Source organism: Reyranella sp. (genome assembly GCF_004296935.1).
In the GTDB taxonomy this organism is placed as follows: domain Bacteria; phylum Pseudomonadota; class Alphaproteobacteria; order Reyranellales; family Reyranellaceae; genus Reyranella.
Genome location: NZ_SCVH01000075.1, coordinates 101116 through 119532 on the forward strand (window position 1 = coordinate 101116; position 18417 = coordinate 119532).

General features: G+C 67.7%; 19 protein-coding genes. 10 read left to right on the forward strand and 9 right to left on the reverse strand.

Annotated elements, in window-relative coordinates:
• Position 1 precedes the first annotated feature (1 nt).
• Positions 2 to 826, reverse strand: coding sequence for a hypothetical protein (locus EPO55_RS10365; RefSeq protein ID WP_296336663.1), 825 nt, complete (start codon positions 824 to 826; stop codon positions 2 to 4).
• A 174-nt stretch (positions 827 to 1000) separates the two neighbouring features.
• On the opposite strand from EPO55_RS10365, the gene EPO55_RS10370 reads away from it, so the two are divergent.
• From EPO55_RS10370 to rpmB, 5 genes are all read left to right on the forward strand, one after another.
• Positions 1001 to 2800, forward strand: coding sequence for an ABC transporter ATP-binding protein/permease (locus EPO55_RS10370; RefSeq protein WP_296336664.1), 1800 nt, complete (start codon positions 1001 to 1003; stop codon positions 2798 to 2800).
• A complete protein-coding gene (locus EPO55_RS10375; RefSeq protein ID WP_296336665.1) occupies positions 2787 to 3941 on the forward strand; it encodes an MFS transporter in 1155 nt (384 codons plus the stop codon). Before EPO55_RS10370 ends, EPO55_RS10375 begins: the two co-directional genes overlap by 14 nt.
• A gap of 14 nt (positions 3942 to 3955) precedes the next feature.
• Complete coding sequence (gene meaB, locus EPO55_RS10380; RefSeq protein WP_296336666.1) at positions 3956 to 4954, forward strand: methylmalonyl Co-A mutase-associated GTPase MeaB; 999 nt, start codon at positions 3956 to 3958, stop codon at positions 4952 to 4954.
• Positions 4944 to 5426, forward strand: a complete 483-nt coding sequence (locus tag EPO55_RS10385) for a YcgN family cysteine cluster protein (RefSeq protein WP_296336667.1) — start codon at positions 4944 to 4946, stop codon at positions 5424 to 5426. The genes meaB and EPO55_RS10385 overlap by 11 nt, the downstream gene beginning before the upstream one ends.
• A 75-nt stretch (positions 5427 to 5501) precedes the next feature.
• Complete coding sequence (gene rpmB, locus EPO55_RS10390) at positions 5502 to 5807, forward strand: 50S ribosomal protein L28 (RefSeq protein WP_296336668.1); 306 nt, start codon at positions 5502 to 5504, stop codon at positions 5805 to 5807.
• Positions 5808 to 5831: 24 nt separating this feature from the next.
• Here the strand turns inward: rpmB and EPO55_RS10395 are convergent, their stop codons facing one another.
• The 4 genes from EPO55_RS10395 to EPO55_RS10410 form a co-directional block, all read right to left on the reverse strand.
• Entirely contained in the window at positions 5832 to 6848 is a 1017-nt protein-coding gene (locus tag EPO55_RS10395) for an esterase-like activity of phytase family protein (RefSeq protein WP_296336669.1), read from the reverse strand.
• Between the two features lie 51 nt (positions 6849 to 6899).
• Positions 6900 to 8861, reverse strand: a complete 1962-nt coding sequence (gene cobT, locus EPO55_RS10400) for a cobaltochelatase subunit CobT (RefSeq protein WP_296336670.1) — start codon at positions 8859 to 8861, stop codon at positions 6900 to 6902.
• Positions 8862 to 8873: 12 nt separating this feature from the next.
• Complete coding sequence (gene cobS / locus EPO55_RS10405; protein WP_296336671.1) at positions 8874 to 9878, reverse strand: cobaltochelatase subunit CobS; 1005 nt, start codon at positions 9876 to 9878, stop codon at positions 8874 to 8876.
• A 112-nt stretch (positions 9879 to 9990) separates the two neighbouring features.
• Entirely contained in the window at positions 9991 to 10545 is a 555-nt protein-coding gene (locus tag EPO55_RS10410; protein WP_296336672.1) for a J domain-containing protein, read from the reverse strand.
• Positions 10546 to 10634: 89 nt separating this feature from the next.
• Between EPO55_RS10410 and EPO55_RS10415 the strand changes: the two genes are divergently transcribed.
• The gene (locus EPO55_RS10415; protein ID WP_296336673.1) at positions 10635 to 10910 is read left to right on the forward strand and encodes a BolA family protein; all 276 of its coding nucleotides are present in this window, start codon (positions 10635 to 10637) and stop codon (positions 10908 to 10910) included.
• Here the strand turns inward: EPO55_RS10415 and EPO55_RS10420 are convergent.
• From EPO55_RS10420 to EPO55_RS10435, 4 genes are read right to left on the reverse strand one after another with little or no spacing between them, the layout of a single operon-like run.
• Positions 10907 to 11563 (reverse strand): DUF2889 domain-containing protein, encoded by a 657-nt coding sequence (locus EPO55_RS10420; RefSeq protein ID WP_296336674.1) that lies wholly within the window; start codon positions 11561 to 11563, stop codon positions 10907 to 10909. The genes EPO55_RS10415 and EPO55_RS10420 overlap by 4 nt on opposite strands.
• 34 nt (positions 11564 to 11597) lie before the next feature.
• Positions 11598 to 12899 (reverse strand): HlyC/CorC family transporter, encoded by a 1302-nt coding sequence (locus tag EPO55_RS10425; protein ID WP_296336676.1) that lies wholly within the window; start codon positions 12897 to 12899, stop codon positions 11598 to 11600.
• A gap of 3 nt (positions 12900 to 12902) precedes the next feature.
• Positions 12903 to 14042 carry a 3-dehydroquinate synthase gene (aroB, locus tag EPO55_RS10430; protein ID WP_296336677.1) on the reverse strand — a complete coding sequence of 380 codons (1140 nt, stop codon included), beginning with the start codon at positions 14040 to 14042 and terminating at the stop codon, positions 12903 to 12905.
• Positions 14039 to 14602 carry a shikimate kinase gene (locus EPO55_RS10435; protein WP_296336678.1) on the reverse strand — a complete coding sequence of 188 codons (564 nt, stop codon included), beginning with the start codon at positions 14600 to 14602 and terminating at the stop codon, positions 14039 to 14041. Before EPO55_RS10435 ends, aroB begins: the two co-directional genes overlap by 4 nt.
• 103 nt (positions 14603 to 14705) lie before the next feature.
• On the opposite strand from EPO55_RS10435, the gene EPO55_RS10440 reads away from it, so the two are divergent.
• From EPO55_RS10440 to EPO55_RS10455, 4 genes are read left to right on the forward strand one after another with little or no spacing between them, the layout of a single operon-like run.
• Positions 14706 to 14885, forward strand: a complete 180-nt coding sequence (locus tag EPO55_RS10440) for a hypothetical protein (protein ID WP_296336679.1) — start codon at positions 14706 to 14708, stop codon at positions 14883 to 14885.
• Positions 14866 to 16473, forward strand: coding sequence for a hypothetical protein (locus tag EPO55_RS10445; RefSeq protein WP_296336680.1), 1608 nt, complete (start codon positions 14866 to 14868; stop codon positions 16471 to 16473). The genes EPO55_RS10440 and EPO55_RS10445 overlap by 20 nt, the downstream gene beginning before the upstream one ends.
• Positions 16470 to 17411 (forward strand): site-specific tyrosine recombinase XerD, encoded by a 942-nt coding sequence (locus EPO55_RS10450; RefSeq protein WP_296336682.1) that lies wholly within the window; start codon positions 16470 to 16472, stop codon positions 17409 to 17411. Before EPO55_RS10445 ends, EPO55_RS10450 begins: the two co-directional genes overlap by 4 nt.
• 47 nt (positions 17412 to 17458) lie before the next feature.
• Entirely contained in the window at positions 17459 to 18412 is a 954-nt protein-coding gene (locus EPO55_RS10455) for an acetyl-CoA carboxylase carboxyltransferase subunit alpha (protein WP_296336683.1), read from the forward strand.
• The last annotated feature ends 5 nt before the right edge of the window (positions 18413 to 18417 follow it).

Consider the following 18417-nt stretch of genomic DNA (forward strand, 5'->3'; position numbering starts at 1 on the left):
CCTAGCGCCGCATCGCCTGGCTTTCCTGCGGCGTTAGTGGGCGCTCGCGGAACCACAGCACCTTGCCGCGGATGGTGCCGAAGCCGGTATGAGCTTCGAGCCTCGCCGGGTAGCGCACCTGCGAATTGTCGAACCGCGCAAACCATACCTTCATCGGCTGCTCTCGCTTGGTCTCGGCCTCCTTCGGCGCGTCCTCGAACTCGCCGGCAACACGCTTGGTGTAGAGCTCGCACACCAGCAGATCACCTATCGCATTCGGCACGCCTGCCGCGGCAGGAGAGGTAGTGCCGACCTTGTGAATCAGGATGTCGATCCGTCGTTTGCCGTCGTTGGTCGGCACCGTGCGGTCGCACGCGGCATCGCCGGCGAAGCCGACAGTGAGCGCTGCCGACAGCGGGTCGAGCGAGCCGGTGCGCTGGTCGTCGGGGATCACGTGCTGCGGCGGCGGCTTCCACGCCGGATTGTGCTGCTCGCTCATGGTGCCGCCGCTACCGTATTGCGCGACCCAGGTGCGCGGCTTGTCACCCACGACAATCGACAGCGAACCAGCCGTCGGCTGTGCGCCCTGGGGTGAGAAGCCACCCCATGCCCGGTTGCGCCCGTCGTAGTGCATCGTGACGGCCCGCAGCATCCCTTCCTTGAAGGTCCGGCTCTCGACATCGTAGCTCGCACCATCGAAGCGCGCGGTGACGTCGATGCGAAAGCCGGCGAAGCCGGCGAACGTGATCTCGTAGCCGATGTCGACCTGACGCGCTTCCTGGGAGAATGCTGCCGTCGGTACGCCCACGCTCAAGGCAAACGCGATCAAGGCCCTACGAAAACTCATGAAATCCCTCTCGACAAGGGGCTTACTTCAAGGTCACCGGCACGATAGAAGGCCGACGCCCTCTCCGCCAGACAACTCGTGCGCCAGAAAAGGCACTTTTCCTCAATGTCACCTCCCGACTCCGACCGCGTTCCAAAGATAGGCGCCTCGCGCTCCTGGGCGGTGGTTGGCATCATGGCCCGGCATTTGTGGCCAAAGGGTGAAATTGGCCTGCGCAGCCGCGTCGTCGTGGCCATGGTGCTGCTTGTCCTGGCCAAAGTCACCAACGTCTATGTGCCGATCCTCTACAAGCACGCCGTGGACGCGCTGGGGGAACCCGCAGCCCAGGCCGTCGCGGTGCCGATCGCCCTGATCGTGGCCTACGGCGCCGCCCGCGTACTCGCCCAGGCCTTCGGTGAGGTCCGCGACGCCATTTTCGCGCCGGTGTCGCAGCGAGCGATTCGCAATCTCGCCCTGGAGGTGTTCCGGCATCTCCATGCACTGTCTCTGCGATACCATCTCGAACGCCAGACCGGCGGGCTCAGCCGCGTCATCGAGCGCGGCACCCAGGGCATGGAGTTCCTGATCCGCTTCACCACCTTCAACATCCTGCCGACCCTGTTCGAGATCGTCCTGGTCGGCGGCATCCTGTGGAGCCTCTACGACTGGCGCTTCATGGCCGTCACGCTGGGCGCCGTCACGGCCTACATCGTGTTCTCCGTCGTGCTTTCGGAATGGCGCATCAAGTTCGTGCGCCGCATGAACGCCGCCGACACCGACGCCAACGCCAAGGCGATCGACAGCCTGCTGAACTACGAGACCGTGAAGTACTTCGGCAACGAGGATCACGAAGGGCACCGCTTCGACGTCGGCCGTCGGCGCTATGAGACGGCGGCGATCCGCTCCAGCCGCACCCTGTCGCTGCTCAACGTCGGCCAGGGCACCATCATCGCGCTCGGACTCGTTTCGGTGATGTCGATGGCCGGGCATGGCGTGGTTCACGGGACGATGACACTCGGCGATTTCGTCGCGGTGAACGCCTTCCTGATCCAGCTCTATGTGCCGCTCAACATGCTGGGCTTCGCCTATCGCGAGATCAGGAGCGCGCTGGTGAACATGGAGAAGATGTTCGGCCTGCTCGATGTCGATGCCGAGATTGCCGACCGGCCCGGTGCGCCCGCGCTTGCCGTTGCGGGTGGCGAGATCGTGTTCGACCATGTCAACTTTCACTACGAGAAGGCCCGGCCGATCCTGCACGACGTGAGTTTCCGTGTGCCGGCCGGCAAGACCGTGGCGATCGTGGGCTCGAGCGGCGCCGGAAAATCGACGGTCTCGCGCATCCTCTTCCGCTTCTACGACGTGGCATCCGGCAGCGTGAAGATCGACGGCCAGGACATCCGCGAGGTGCAGCAGGCCAGTCTGCGGGCGGCGATCGGCGTGGTGCCGCAGGATACCGTCCTGTTCAACGACACCATCTACTACAACATCGCCTACGGCCGTCCGGATGCCAGCCGCGAGGAGGTCGAGCAGGCTGCCCGCCTGGCGCGGATCCATGACTTCATCGTGGCGTTGCCGCAAGGCTACGAAGCCACCGTCGGCGAGCGCGGTCTCAAGCTCTCGGGTGGCGAGAAGCAGCGTGTGGCGATCGCCCGCACCATCCTCAAGAACCCGCGGATCCTGCTGTTCGACGAGGCGACCAGCGCGCTCGACACCCGCACCGAGCAGGAGATCCAGCGCTCGCTGGAAGAGGTGAGCCGGGGACGCACCACGGTGGTGATCGCCCATCGGCTGTCGACTGTCATCAATGCCGACGAGATCGTGGTCCTCGACCGTGGCCGCGTCGTCGAACGTGGCCGTCATGGCGATCTGCTGGCCCTGGGCGGCCTCTATGCCGACATGTGGAGCCGGCAGCAGGAAGCCGCAGCCGAGGCCGAGCACAAGGTCGAGGAGCCGCCGTCCTTCCGCGCCGAGGGCCATCTGCGTGTCGCCGAGTAGCGCCGCGGAAAATCCCTGGCGCGCGCTGCTGCCGGTCTTCCTCGCCTGTGCCGCCATCGGACTGCAGGCGGGCGTCGCCCTGCCGCTGGTGCCGCTGGCGCTGGAACAGCAGGGCGCGGACAAGTTCACCATCGGGGTCATTGCCGCCGCCTGGGGCATCGGCATGCTGGCCTTCGGCACGCGCATTCCGCAGATGGCGGCGCGCTTCGGTGCTGTCCCGCTCATTGTCGTTTCCGTCGTGGCGGGCTCGGCCGTCACGGTCGCCTACACGCTCACCAGCAGCCCGGTGGTGTGGTTCGTGCTCAGCCTCCTGCACGGCATAACCGGCGGCGTGCCGTGGGTGGTGAGCGAGATCTGGATGAACGTCGTCGTCGAGGAGAAACGGCGTGGCCGCGTCATGGGCCTCTACGCGATGCTGGTGGCGCTCGGCCTGGCGCTGGGCCCATTGGTGCTGCAGGTGACGGGCGTTTATGGCCCGGCGCCGTTCCTGACCTGCGCGGCGCTGGCCTTGCTGGTGGCGGTGCCGTTGCTGCCCTACTGGAAGACCGCACCGGTGATCGAGCACACGGCCGACAGCGGATTCGCAATCGTCGTGAAGGCGGTTCCGCTTGCCATGTTCGCGGGTTTCGTCTGCGGCCTGGGCGAGCAGGTCGCGTTCAGCTTCCTGCCGGTCTACGCGGTCGGCGCCGGCGTTTCAGCCGAGACCGGCGCGCTCTGGCTCTCGGCCTTCGTGCTGGGCAACGTGATCCTGCAGTGGCCGATCGGCTGGATGGCCGACCACTATGACCGCCGCTCCGTGCTGGCCGGCTGCACCCTGGCCAGTGCCGTTCTCGTCGGGTTGCTGCCGATGGTGCCGGCGCAGTCGCCGGCGGTGATCGGCGTCGTGCTGCTGTGGGGCGGCATTTCCTTTGCCATCTATCCGGTCGGGTTGGCGTTGCTCGGTCAGCGCTTCAATGGCGGCGACATCGCCCGTGCCAACACCGCCTTCAGCATGCTCTATATCCTGGGCGGCCTCGTCGGCCGTCCGCTCGCGGGGGCGGCGATGGATGCGGTCGGCGATCCCGGCCTCGGCTGGACGCTCGCCGTCTTCTATTTCGCCGCGACCGTGGCCGCCTTGCTGGCGCTCCGCCGCGGCGGCTGATAATTCTGCGGACAATGAGCGCCACGGCCGCCAAGACGGAAAAGTCAGTCGATCCGCTCCTCGCGCCCCTGCTGGCCGGGGACCGGCGCGCGCTGGCCCAGGCGATCACCCTCATCGAATCGACGCGCGGCGACCATCGCGAGCGTGCCGACGCGCTCCTGGCGGCGGTGCTGCCGCACAGCGGCAAGTCGGTGCGGCTCGGCATCACGGGTGTTCCAGGCGTCGGCAAGTCGACCCTGATCGAGCGCTTCGGGCTTTCCCTGCTGGAGCGCGGCCGGTCGCTGGCGGTGCTGGCGATCGATCCGTCTTCGAAGCGCGGTGGCGGTTCGATCCTGGGCGACAAGACACGCATGGAAGAACTGTCGCGTCGGTCCTCGGCCTTCATCCGGCCCTCGCCGGCGGGCGCCACCCTGGGCGGCGTCGCGCGGCGCACGCGCGAGGCGATGCTGCTGGTCGAGGCGGCGGGCTTCGATACCGTGATCGTCGAGACGGTGGGCGTGGGCCAGTCCGAGACGGCCGTGTCCGACATGGTCGACATGTTCGTCGTCCTGCTGCTGCCGGGCGGCGGTGACGACCTGCAGGGCATCAAGCGCGGCGTCATCGAACTGGCCGACCTGATCGTGGTCAACAAAGCCGACGGCGACCTCAAGACGACGGCGAAGCGGTCGGCCGCCGACTATCAGCACGCGCTGCGCATGTTGCGCTCGCCGACCATCGGCTGGACCCCTGAAGTCCAAATCTGCTCGGCGCAGACCGGCGAGGGCGTGATCGAGATCTGGCAGACCGTCGAGCGCTTCGTCGCGGCGGTTGGCGAGAAGGGCATCGCCCGCCGCCGTGCCGAACAGGCGCGCGCCTGGATGTGGAGCGAGGTCGGAGAGACCCTGCTGGCCGAACTGCGCCGCCACCCCGAGGTGAGGCGCCTGGTGGGGGGCCTGGAGCGCGAGGTCGAGGCCGGCCGGGCGACACCTGCCGTGGCGGCCCGGCGGATGCTAGAAGCCTTTCATGGGCGCTAAATCGTTCCTCAAGCAGGCCCGGCGGGCCACCGCCGCCAGCGAATTGCCGTTCTGGAAGCGCAAATCGTTGGCCCAGATGACGAAGCAGGAGTGGGAATCCCTCTGCGACGGATGCGGCATGTGCTGCGTCAACAAGCTCGAATACGAGGGCACGGGCGAACTCGCCCAGACCGACACCTGCTGCAAGCTGCTCGATCCCAAGACGGCGCGCTGCAAGGACTACAAGAACCGCAAGAAGATCGTCCCGGACTGCATCCAGCTCACCCCAAAGGTGGTGGCCAAGATGGATTGGCTGCCCAAGACCTGTGGCTACCGGCTGGTTCACCTGGGCCAGGACCTCTATTGGTGGCACCCGCTGATCTCGGGTGACCCCGAAACCGTGCATCAGGCCGGGATTTCGGCCCGGGGACGGGTGATTTCGGAGGATTTGGTCGAGGATATCAGCGACCGGGTGGTCGATTGGTTCGCTTGACGGGGGGCCCTCCCGGCCCGTAAAAAGCCGGCCTTCCCGCCCATCCGGCGGGATCGTTTTTTAGCGGAAGTCACCATGCCCCGTCGTTGCGCCCTTTCGGGCAAGTCCGTGCAGTACGGCAACAATGTGAGCCACGCCAACAACAAGACCCGGCGCCGGTTCATGTCCAACCTGCAGGTCGCCTCGGTCCTGTCCGATGTGCTGGGCCATACGGTGCGGCTGCGGCTGACCCCGCGTGGCGTCAAGACCATCGAGCACAACGGCGGCATCGACGCCTACCTGCTCGGCACCAACAACAGCAAGCTCAGCCCGGAGATGACGGTGCTGAAGCGCCGCGTCGTTTCGGCCAAGGCCAAGAAGGACGCGAAGAAGGCGGCCTAGCCGCCTCCGGGTCCACGCCTGGCGCTACGGCGCCAGTTCGAACAGCAGCAGAATGTTGCGCTGAAGCCGATTGAAGTTGTCGTCGGAGATCAGCCACAGCAGCGTCTCGCCGCGCGCGCCCTTGGTAGCGGCCATTCCCTCGAGATTGTCGACCGCATAGGGCGCGGCAAGTCGCGCCAGCTCCTCGGCCCGCACGGTGGCGCCGGGCTTGAGCTGGCCGGCGTCGAATCGCATGACACGGCAGCGCACGCCACGCACCATGTCGAAGGCCCGCTCGATCGTGGCGAACGAGCCGTCCGGCAGCATCGTGATCGCGGTCGGCCGGAAATCGGCGATGGTGGGGTAGTCGAACGAGCGCCAGAGGTAGCGGCCGCCCGCCGTCGGCTCGCCGATCCAGCCCATCGCCGTGTTCGGCCGCTGGCCATATTCCTCGCTGATGGCGATGACGCGGCCATCGGCCAGTGCGGTCAGCGCCTCGATGCCGCCGTTGGCGGGCTGGCGGCCGATTTCGGCCGGCCCCTCGACCGGCGCCGGCGTGTCGGTGAGCGTCGGGTAGCGCCACAGCCGGTGGCGGCGCTCGAAGGCCACCAGCCATGAGCCGTCGGCCAGGCGCGCCAAGGCCTCGGCATCGGCGTCGGCCTTGGCCGCGATCGGCTTGCCGTCGAGGCCGCGCAGCTGGCCGAGCCGGCCGGCGCTGAGGCCCGCCAGATGGCCCCTCGAATCGTAGTCGATGGTCGCGGTGAGCCAGGCGCCCTCGTCGGAGATCGACGTGAGGCTGCGGCCGTCGGCCGTTACATGGAGATCCGACCAGCTGCCGAAATGGGGGGTGTTGGCCGTCATCGCGATACCGCCGCGCCAGATCAGGCGGCCGACTGTGGTGGCGTCCGGTTCGTCGATCTTGAGCGGCAGCGACGAACTGCGGATCTCGATCGCCTGGTCCTGGGCACCGGCGGGCGGTGGCGGCACGCTGGCGCAGGCGGCGGCAAACAGGCAGAGGCCGGCCAGGGAACGGACGGCGAGGGAACGGATCACGGGATGCATGCGGGCCCCTTTAGCACGGCCGGGGCCGCGGACGTGTGAACCCGAGACGGATCAGGCGGCGCGCCGACCCGTCTTGCCGCCGCCGGTCTTGCCGCCACTGGCCTTGCCGCTGGCGGCGGCGCCACCGGATCCCTTGCCCCCGCGCCCGCGATCGCGGCTGGCCCTGACGTCCTTCTTGTCGTCCTCGTCGAACAGCGAGGCGAGCTGTTCCATCATCGTGCCGCCGAGCTGGTCGGCGTCGACGATGGTGACGGCTTTGCGGTAGTAGCGCGTGACGTCGTGGCCGATACCGATGGCGACGAGCTCGACCGGCGAGCGCGTCTCGATCCAGTCGATGACGTCGCGCAGGTGACGCTCGAGATAGTTGCCGGGATTGACCGAGAGGGTCGAATCGTCAACCGGCGCGCCGTCGGAGATCACCATCATGATCTTGCGTTCTTCGGGGCGCGGCAGCAGGCGGTTGTGCGCCCACAGCAGCGCTTCGCCGTCGATGTTTTCCTTGAGGATGCCTTCGCGCAGCATCAGGCCGAGGTTCTTGCGCGCCCGGCGCCACGGGGCGTCGGCCGGTTTGTAGACGATGTGGCGCAGGTCGTTGAGGCGGCCCGGATTGGCGGACTTGCCGGCGGCGAGCCACTGCTCGCGGCTCTGGCCGCCCTTCCAGGCGCGTGTCGTGAATCCCAGGATTTCGACCTTGACGCCGCAGCGCTCGAGCGTGCGGGCAAGAATGTCGGCGCTCATCGCGGCGACCGTGATGGGGCGTCCGCGCATGGAACCCGAATTGTCGATCAGCAGCGACACCACGGTGTCGCGGAAATTGGTGTCCTTCTCCATCTTGAAGGACAGCGAGTGCATCGGGTTGGCCACGATGCGCGCCAGTCGCGCCGCGTCGAGCGTGCCCTCGTCGAGGTCGAACTCCCACGACCGGTTCTGCTGCGCCATCAGACGGCGCTGCAGGCGGTTGGCGAGCTTGCCGATCACGCCCTGAAGGTGCGCGAGCTGCTGGTCGAGATGGTTGCGCAGGCGGCCCAGTTCCTCGGCGTCGCACAGCTGATCGGCATCTACGATCTCGTCGAACTTGGTCGAATAGGCGTGATACTGCTGGCCCAGCGGCTCGTTCGAGAGGGCGCCCGGGGGCAGCCACGGACGCTCGGCGCGGCCCGGCTCCTCCTCGTCGCCCGAGCCCATCTGCATCTCGGTCTGCGCCTGGTCGGCCGCCGTCTCGGAGGCGTCCTCCTGCTCGGAAGCGTCCTCGGTCTCCTCGCCCTGGGCGCCGTAGCCCTGGGTCTCGCTCGAATCGCTGTTGTCATCGCCGGTCTCGTTCGACTGACCGTCGGCGTTCTCCTGGTCCTGCGAGTCCTCGGGATCGTCGTCCTGAAGGTCGGCCGATTCGTCGCCGAGCTTGAGGTCGCGAATCAGCTGGCGCGCGGCGCGAGCGAAGGCTTCCTGGTTGCCCAGCAGATCCTTGAGCTTCTGGAAGTCGCGGCCGGCGGCGGATTCGACGTCGGCACGCCACAGATCGACCATCGCCTTGGCCGACTCGGGCGGCTGGGCGCCCAGCAGCTGCTCGCGGGCGATCAGGCCGATCACGTCGGCGATCGGGGCGTCTTCCTTGGACTTGATGCGAGCGTGGCCGCGCTGATCGGAGCGCTGGCGCCACAGCGCCGAGAGATTGTCGGCGACGCCGGCCATGCGGCGGGCGCCCAAGGCCTCGACGCGAACCTGCTCGACCGCCTCGAAGATCGCGCGCGCGGTTTCGCCGCGGGGCACGCGGCGCAGATGCGTCTTGCGGTCGTGGTGGCGCAGCTTCAGCGCCATCGAGTCGGCTTCGCCGCGGACGCGGCTCACATCCTCGACCGGCAGGTCGCGTGCCGGCACGGTGATGCGCGCCTCGCTGCCCAGCAACGAACCGCCGTCGGGCACGAACGAGACGTTCACTTCCTTGCGCGACACCGCCCGCATGGTGGTGGCGGTGACGCGCCGGAATTCCTCGATTGGCGTCGAATCCTTGGCCATCCGGCCCTCTTCCTAGTGCAGCTTGCCGCCCTTGCCGCTGCTGGCCGGCAATTCCTTGCCGAAGCAGCGCTGGTAGTACTCGGCCAAGGTCGTGCGCTCGACCTCGTCGCACTTGTTGAGGAAGGTGAGACGGAAGGCAAAGCCGATGTCGCCGCCGAAGATGCGGGCATTCTCGGCCCAGGTGATCACCGTACGCGGCGACATCACGGTCGAGATATCGCCGGCGATGAAGCCGGCACGCGTGAGGTCGGCCAGCGCCACCATGGCGGAAACGACCTTGCGGCCCTCGTCGTTGTCGTACATCGGCGTCTTGGCGACGACGATGTTCACTTCCTGATCGTGCGCCAGGTAGTTCAGCGTCGTCACGATCGACCAGCGGTCCATCTGGCCCTGGTTGATCTGCTGGGTGCCGTGATAGAGGCCGGTCGTGTCGCCGAGGCCGACCGTGTTGGCGGTCGAGAACAGGCGGAACGACGGATGCGGCCGGATCACCTTGTTCTGGTCGAGCAGGGTGAGCTTGCCCTCGACCTCGAGCACGCGCTGGATCACGAACATCACGTCGGCGCGGCCGGCGTCGTATTCGTCGAACACCAGCGCCGTCGGGTTCTGCAGCGCCCACGGCAGGATGCCTTCGCGGAATTCGGTGACCTGCTTGCCGTCGCGCAGCACGATGGCATCCTTGCCGATCAGATCGATACGGGAAATGTGGCTGTCGAGATTGACGCGGATGCACGGCCAGTTGAGGCGTGCCGCGACCTGCTCGATGTGGGTCGACTTGCCGGTGCCGTGATAGCCCTGGACCATGACGCGCCGGTTGTGGGCGAATCCGGCGAGGATCGCCATCGTCGTGTCATGGTCGAACAGGTAGGAATCATCGACTTGGGGGACGTGTTCGGTCTGGACGCTGAACGCCGGCACTTCCATGTCGGTGTCGATGCCAAAGAGCTGGCGGGCGGAAACCTTGATATCCGGCACGCCCGACACATTCTGCTGGGCCGCGGTCGTCGTAGAGGCCATCACACGAGTTCCTACAAAACAAAACCCGCCAAAGTGCGGGCAAACTCAGTCTCGCAGGCCATTTTGTGCACCGCAAGCGGCCAATTGGCAGAGGGGCCGCAAGCGGCCCGAATCACGATGCCGGAAGGTTTTCCGAAGCCCGCAGAGTGGAATAGGCGGCGTTGATTTCCTTCAGCCTCTCCTCGGCCTCGCGGGCGCCGCCATTGGCATCGGGATGATGCAATTTCACCAGTTCCTTGTAACGAGATTTCACTTCTGCCGGGGTTACCGGCCATGAAAGTTCAAGAACCCCCAGGGCGTTGCGCTCGGCCGGGGTGAGCTGCTCGAGGCCGTCGTTTATGGGGGGCGGCTTTTCGCCCAGGCCGGCGTCGTCGGCCAGGCCAAACGGGTCGTTGATATGGGGATGGCCATTGCCGCTGCGCCGCGCGCCGAGCGGCCAGACGGGCCGGCGCCAGGTCGTGTCGGCCCGGATATGGGCCTCGATCTGGTCGGCGCCCAGGCCGGCGAAATAGTCCCATTTCTTGTTGTATTCGCGAACGTGCTCGAGACAGAACCAGCGATAGTCGTTCAGCCGGTCCCGCGCCCAAGGCGCGCGGTATTCGCCCTGCAGCCGGCAGCCGGGCGCCTCGCAGACGCGCTGGTGCAGCCGCGCGCCGTCGGTCGCCATCAAGGGTTTCGCTCGCCGTCTCGACATCAGGCTAATATGTGTTCAACGGTTTTGTCGGGCAAGTGAGGCGCGTGATGGGCAAGGTGGCGATGGCGATTGACAGCAAGCTCCGGCAGCGCTTCGCGCCGGTGCGCCTTGCCGTGGAAGACGACTCCCAGCGCCACCACGGCCACGCCGGCTGGCGCGAAGGCGGCGAGACCCATTTCAATGTCGAGATCGTCTCGGCGGCCTTCGAAGGCCAGGGCCGCGTGGCACGACAGCGGCTGGTCTATGCCGCGCTGAAGGACGAACTCGATGCCGGCCTGCATGCGCTGGCTCTGGTCACGCTGACGCCGGCCGAGGATGCGGCGCGCGCCGCCAGCTAGCCTTCCATCTCCACTTCCTTGCCGGCCGCCGCGGCGCGAACCGCTTCGGCGTCGGGGCCGGTGTAGAAATCGGGCGCCCAGCGCTTCACGACGGCACCGTCGGCGGCCCAGGCGTGGCAGGTGTCGATGACGTAGGGCCTGCGGCGGGGCTTGGCCGCCGCCTCGACCGTCGCGGGCTTTGGCAGGTCGCCGCTCTTGGCCCGATGGGCGCGGTTGAGTTCGCGGGCCTTGCCCGACGATACGGTCTGGAAGGCCGTGGTGGCGACAGGCCCCAGCAGCTCGACGATATGCGTGCAGCCGTGGACGCCGCCCAGGCGGTCGCGGACGGCGCGATGGAAGCCGCCGCCGATCCTGAGGCCGATCAGCTTGCGGAAATCGGGCGCAATGTCGCCGCACATCCGGTACGGCGACTTGTCGGTCACCGCCTCGACGTCGACGATGGTGAACTTGTGGTCGACCGTCAGTCGGATCGACATGTCGTGCACGAAGTCGCCGGGCTTCAGCGCCCCGCGCCATTCGTTGGCGTGGTCGTAGGTCTTCTCGTCGGTGATGCGACCCTCGATGTCCCACAGCCCGTCGTCGCGGAAGAAGCCCTGGCAGACGACGCGGCGCGTATGCAGGTGCTGTCGCCCGACCGGCGGCGAAAGCGGCATGGTTGAACCTCTCGCAGAGTTACCCGGGTGAATGCTACCCGACCTGTATGGCGGCGGGCGGAAAGATGCGCAACTCGGCGATGCGCGTGCCTTCGCGCTTCAGAATTTCGAAGCGAAATCCGTAAAATGCATACATCTGGCCGACTTCGGGGATGCGGCGAGCCTCGTGCAGGACCAGCCCGGCGATGGTGATGGCGACGTCCTGGGGCAGGTTCCAGCCGAACTCGCGATTGAGGTCGCGGATCGGCACATCGCCCTGGCAGATCATGCTGCCGTCGTCGCGGCGAACCACGCCGCGCTTGATGGCGTCATGCTCGTCCTCGATGTCGCCCACAATCTCCTCGATGATGTCCTCGAGCGTGACGATGCCGCGCAACGCGCCGTACTCGTCGACGACGATGGCGAAATGCTCATGGCGGGCGCGGAACGCCTGAAGCTGGTCGAACAGGACCGTCGATTCCGGGATGAACCAGGGCGGCGTCATCACATCGTCGATCCTGACCGCTTCGGGACTGCCTGCCGCCTTTACCGCCCGGAACAGGTCTTTGGCGTGGAGGACGCCGACGACATTGTCGGGCTGGCCGCGATGGAGCGGGATCCGGGTGTAGGGCGCGGCCAGGACCTGGGTGACGATCGTGTCGGTGGGCTGGTCGGCGTCGATCAGCGCGACGCTGCCGCGATGGGTCATGACGTCGCCCACCGTCCGGTCGCCGAGCTCGAGGACCGAGCGCAGCATCGCCTTCTCGTGCGGTGCATCGGCGTTACCAGCACCCTCGCCGTGCATCTCGATGGCACCGCGCAGCAGCTCGTTCTGCTCGCCGGCATCGTGCGTGTGATCGGTATGCACGCGCATCAGGCCGAGGAAGAAGCGGGAGATCCAGGCGACGCCGCGCGCCATCGGTCCCAGGATCGCCACGGTGATCATGATGGACGGAGCCAGAATGAGCGCCACACGGTCGGCGCGCAGCAGCGCCCATGTCTTGGGCATGACCTCGGCGAAGATCACGACCATCGCGCCGATCGCGAGCGTGGCATAGACGACGCCCGCCGCGCCGAACAGCTCCGTAAGCACCGCGGTCGTGAGCGAGGCCGAGAAGATGTTGACGACATTGTTGCCGAGCAGCACGGCGCTCACCGTCTCGTCCTTGCGGTCGAGCAGGTCGTTCACCAGGGTTGCCCGCTTGTTGCCCTGCTGGGCGAGCCGGTGCATGCGCTGGCGCGAGGCGCCGGTGATCGCCGTCTCCGCCGCCGACAGGTAGGCCGCCAGCAGCAGGCAGAACAGGACCAGCGGGCCGGCGACGTAAAGTGGAACATCGAGGTGAAGGTCGGGTTCCATGGGCTAGGCCGCGACGGCGTCGGTGAGAAGGTCGTGCAGGACGGCCTCGTCGACGTCGCGGCTCACGAACGCACCGCCTATGCCGCGCGCCAGGATGAAGGCGAGCTTGCCGCTCTCGGCCTTCTTGTCGCCGCGCATGTGGCCGATCAGGCGGGCCGCTTCCCAGACCCGCCGGTTGTCGCCGCCGATCGAGCGCAGCCGCATCGGCAGCCCGACGCCGCCTAGATGGGCGCGCACGCGGGCGGCATCCGCCGTCGGGCAGAGCCCGAGGCGGACCGACAGGTCGAACGCCATCGCCATGCCGGCGGCCACCGCCTCGCCATGTAGCAGGTCGGGACCGAAGCCGGTCTCGGCTTCCAGCGCATGGCCGAAGGTGTGGCCGAGATTGAGGAGCGCGCGCAGATCGGTGGTCTCGCGCTCGTCGGCGGCAACGATGCGCGCCTTGGCAAGGCAGCTCTGCTCGATGGCATGGGCGCGGGCGGCGGCGTCGCCGGCCAGGACCGCCGCGCCGTTCTTTTCGCACCACGTGAAGAATGCGGGATCGTCGATCAGCCCGTACTTCGCCACTTCGGCGTAGCCGGCCAGAAGCTCGCGTCGGGGCAGCGTGTCGAGCACGCCGGTATCGGCCAGCACCAGCCGTGGCTGATAGAACGTACCCACGAGGTTCTTGCCGTGACGCGTGTTGATGCCGGTCTTGCCGCCTACCGAGGAGTCGACCTGGGCGAGCAGCGTCGTCGGCACCTGGATGAAATCGACGCCGCGCAGCAGCACCGACGCTGCGAACCCGGTGAGGTCGCCTACCACGCCGCCGCCCAAGGCCACCAGCGTCGATTTGCGGTCGGGGCGGCGGTCGAGCAACTCGTTCATCAGATGTCCGAAGGAGGCGAACTCCTTGCTGCGCTCGCCCGCCGGAACGGTGACCAGGTTGGCGGCGACGCCGGCGTTGCGGAACGAGGCGGCGAGGCGCTCGCCATAGAGAGACGCCACGGTTTCGTCGCTCACGATCGTCACGCGTGGCGCGGCCAGCAAACCGGCGCTGAGCGCACCGGCGCGGTCGATGAGGCCGGGCCCGATGGCGATGTCGTAGCCGCGGCCGGCGAGATCGACATGGACGATGCGCAACGCGTTCAGGGGGGCGTTCATTTCGGCGTTTCCGTGGGTTGGGCCTGCAGGTAGGTCCGCAATGCCTCGATCGTCTGGTCGGTCGTGCGGTCGGCGGGCTGCGCGGTCGAATCGACGACGATGTCGGCCTCGGCATAGACGGGGTAACGCTGTGTCATGAGGTTGCCGAGAATCTCCCTGGGGTCGCCCTGGCGCAAGAGTGGCCGGTGAGCTCGCCGCCGGACACGGTCGAACAGCACATCGAGGTCGGCGCGCAGCCACACGGTCACCGCCTTGGCGCGCATCAAGGCCCGCGTTTCGGCATCCATATACGCGCCGCCACCGGTCGACAGCACGTGCGGCGGCCTGTCGAGCAGGCGGGCGATGACGCGGCGCTCGCCGGTACGGAACTCGGCCTCGCCGTATTTCTCGAAGAATTCACCGATGGTGCAGCCCGCGGCATGCTCGATCTCGTCGTCGGCGTCGACGAACGGCAGGCCGAGGCGTGCCGCCAGCCGCTTGCCGATCGCGCTCTTGCCCGCGCCCATCAGGCCCACAAGGGCGACGGTGCGCGGCACGGAGAAGGGGGGAGGGGCGTCCATGACGACTGCAAGCAAGCATGTCGCCCATTCTGCCCGCCGTTTCAAGCGACTGGCTTCCAGGGCAATTGCCGCTTAGGCGGCAGCCGGGTAGTTTGCCCGCGCCGTGGCCCTGTTCCGCTCCCGAAACCATTTTCGTGTCCCCACCCTGAGGCTTGGCCCGGTGGTGGCGGTCGTCGTCGTCGGTCTGCTGATTGCCGGGCTGGTGGCGCTGGCAGTCATCGAGCCACGCCCGCCGTTGCGCCATTTCGAGGTCCCTGTGTCCAATGAACGCTTTGCGCGCTAGCCTTCTTTCCGCTGGGGCGATCGGCCTGGCTTCGTTCGCGCTGGCGGCTTGGGCGCAAACCATCAATTTTGACGGCCGCCCGACGGGCTTCCTTGCGGTGAGCACCGGCGGCATGCCGCCCGACGCCTGGTCGGGCACTTCACTGGCCACGGCCAAACGGCTGGTTTCGGCGTTGCCGGCCGCCCCGCGCAGCCGCGCGCTTCGCGATGTGCAGTTCAAGGTATTGGTGAGCCAGCTCAACCCGCCCCCGCCCGATGGCAGCCCGCCGCCCACCCTGTTCGCCCGCAAGGTCGAGCGCCTGGCCGCGATGGGCGAGGCCGAGAGCTTGAACGAGATGGTGCGGTCGGCGGGCGGCTACGCCGACCCGGCGATCGCCGCCGTCGTGGTCGACTCCCTGATGATGGCGGGGGAAAAGGAAGGCGCTTGCGCGATCGCGCGCAGCCATCCGATCGCCGAACCGTTCAAGCGCCGGGCCGACGTGGCCTGCATGGTCGCGGGCGGTGACAATGGCGGTGCAATGGCGGCGGCGGCGGCGTTGCGCGGCAACGATCCCTTGCTGGCCAAGCTGGTCGAGGTCGCGGCCGGCGGCCTGCCGCCCTCGGCAGCGCCGCCGACGCAGCTCGATGGCCCGGCGATGGTCATGCTCGATCTCGCCTATGTGCAGCCGCCGGTCTCGGTGCTCAAGACGACGCATCCACCGCTGATGCGGTCGCTGGTCGCCCATCGCACCCTGCCGATGCCAATGCGGCTCGATATTGCCGAACGTGGCGAGGCGCTGGCCATCATCGAGGCGACGAAGCTGGGCGATCTCTACATCGAGGCCCTGCGCGACCGCGTCGTGCTGCCGCCGGCGATGGCGCGGCGCGCCAAGCTCGTCTACGACGCCCGCCGCGCCGCCAATCCCCAGGAGGTCGTGAACTCCATCATCGCGGTCTACGGCGAGGCGCGCGGCAGCTCGCTGTTTCCCACCATCGCGCGTGCCAGCGCCATCGGGCTGCTCAACATTCCAGCCCAGCCGCAGTTCGCCAACATCGCCCAGGAGGCGATGCGCGGATTCCTTCTGCTGGGCGACAAGCAACAGACCAAGGCGTGGACGAAGCTCGCGCTCAGCGCCGCCCGCGACAATGCCCGCGCCACGAATGCGCTCGATCGGCTGATGCCGTTGGTCGCCATCGCCGGCATCGACGATCCCAAGCAGTTGCCGGCCGAGGACGTCAATCGCTGGTACGAGGTGATGCGCCAGGACGATGCGTCGCGCGCGCCGTTGCGCGGCAACCTCCTGCTCGAGCTGTTCCGTGCCACCGGCATTGACGTGCCGCGCGGCTCCACCCAGCTGCCTGAAGCGCCGCCGGCCAACGCCCGCCTGGTCTCGCCTTCCGCCGCCACCATGCAGGCCCTCCAGGCTGCGGCCTCGGGGCGGCGGCGCGCCGAGACGGCCCTGCTGGCCTCGATCGCGATCGGCGAGACGCCGCTGATCGAGCTCCATCCCGCGGCGGTCGGTGCCATCGTGCGGGCGCTACGCCAGGTCGGCGAGGATCACGCCGGGCGGCTGTTCGCGGTCGAGACGGCGATCGCCCACGGGCTGTGAAGCGCAAGCCCGCACCGCCGCTGGCCCGCGAGGCCGAGGCATTCATCGAAATGCTGACGGCGGAGCGTGGCTCCTCGAAGAACACCGAGACCGCCTATCGCAGTGATCTTCGGGATCTGCTGACCTTTCTCGGCCGCCGCAAGCAGGGGCCGGCGACGGCCGATGCGCCGGCTTTGCGGGCCTACCTGAAGTCGCTCGACTACCTCGGCATGACGCCGGGAACGGTGGCCCGCCGGCTGTCGGTGATGCGCCAGTTCTTCCGGTTCCTCCTGGCCGAACGGCTGCGCGAGGACGATCCCGCGAGCACCCTCGACTCGCCGCGGCTGGGCCGGCCGCTGCCCAAGGTGATGTCGCGCGTCGAGGTCGACCGTCTGATCGAGGCGGCCCAGGCCAGGGGTGGCGAGGACGGCGGCCGCATGGAGACCTTGCTAGAGATCCTCTATGGCTCGGGCTTGCGCGTCTCGGAGTTGGTGGCGCTGCCGCTCGCGGCGGCCGAGCGCGATCCCACGATGCTGGTGGTGCGCGGCAAGGGCGACAAGGATCGACAGGTGCCGCTCTCCGATCCGGCCCGCGTCGCGATCGCGAAGTGGCTGCACATGCGCGCTGGGGCGCTCGCGGAGGGCGAAACCTCGCGCTATCTCTTCCCGTCGCGTGGCCGTACCGGGCATTTGACGCGTCAGCGGTTCGCCCAGCTGTTGAAGGAGGCGGCACTGGCCGCCGGCATCGATCCGGCGCGCGTGTCGCCGCATGTGCTGCGTCATGCCTTCGCAAGCCATCTGCTGGAAGCCGGCGCCGACCTGCGCAGCGTCCAGCTCATGCTGGGTCATGCCGACATCGCCACGACCCAGATCTATACGCATGTCGTGCCGGAAAAGTTGCGCGCGCTTGTGGAAGATCATCATCCGCTGGCTCGCCGCAGGCGCAGGCCGATTGGCTGAAGCCGCCGGTTGACAGGATTCGGATGCCGGGCGACACCTGAAATTCAATGACCACTTATCTCGAATTCGAGAAGCCGATCGCGGAGCTCGAAAGCAAGATCTCCGAACTCAGGCATCTTCCCAACAGCGGTGACGTCGATATCGCCGAGGAAGTGATGCGCCTGCAGGCCAAGGTCGACAAGCTGCTGCGCGCGACCTACGCCAAGCTGACGCCGTGGCAACGGGTACAGGTGGCGCGCCATGCCGAGCGCCCGCACGCCCAACGCTATATCGACCGGCTGATCTCGAACTACATGCCCCTTGCAGGCGACCGTGCGTTCGGCGAGGACGCCGCCATCGTGGGTGGCATCGGCCGGCTGGACGGTCGCAGCGTCGTCGTCCTCGGCCAGGAGAAAGGCGAAGATACCGAAGGCCGCATCAAGCACAATTTCGGCATGGCGCGGCCCGAGGGATACCGCAAGGCGCAGCGCCTGATGAAGCTTGCCGACCGCTTCGGGATGCCGGTCGTGACCCTGGTCGATACGCCCGGCGCCTTCCCGGGCGTGGAGTCCGAGGCCCGCGGCGTGGCGGAGGCCGTGGCGAGCACCATCGATACCTGTCTCTCGCTCGGCGTGCCGATGGTCAGCGTGATCATCGGCGAGGGCGGCTCGGGTGGCGCGCTCGCCATCGCCTCGGCCGACCGCGTCTACATGCTGGAGAATTCCATCTACTCGGTGATCACGCCGGAGGGCTGTGCCTCGATCCTGTGGCGTGACGCGGCCAATGCCCAGGACGCGGCCGAAGCGATGAAGGTAACCGCGGGCGACCTCAAGAAGCTCGAAGTGATCGACGAAGTCATCCCCGAGCCGATGGGCGGCGCCCATCGCGGCGCCGACGAGACGATCGACCTGGTGGGCAAGGTGGTGTCCGAGGCGATCACCGAGCTGTCGCAGTATGACGCCGATGCCTTGCGCCGGCGCCGGCAGGACAAGTTCCTGGCGATAGGCAAGAAGGGCCTCTGACGCCT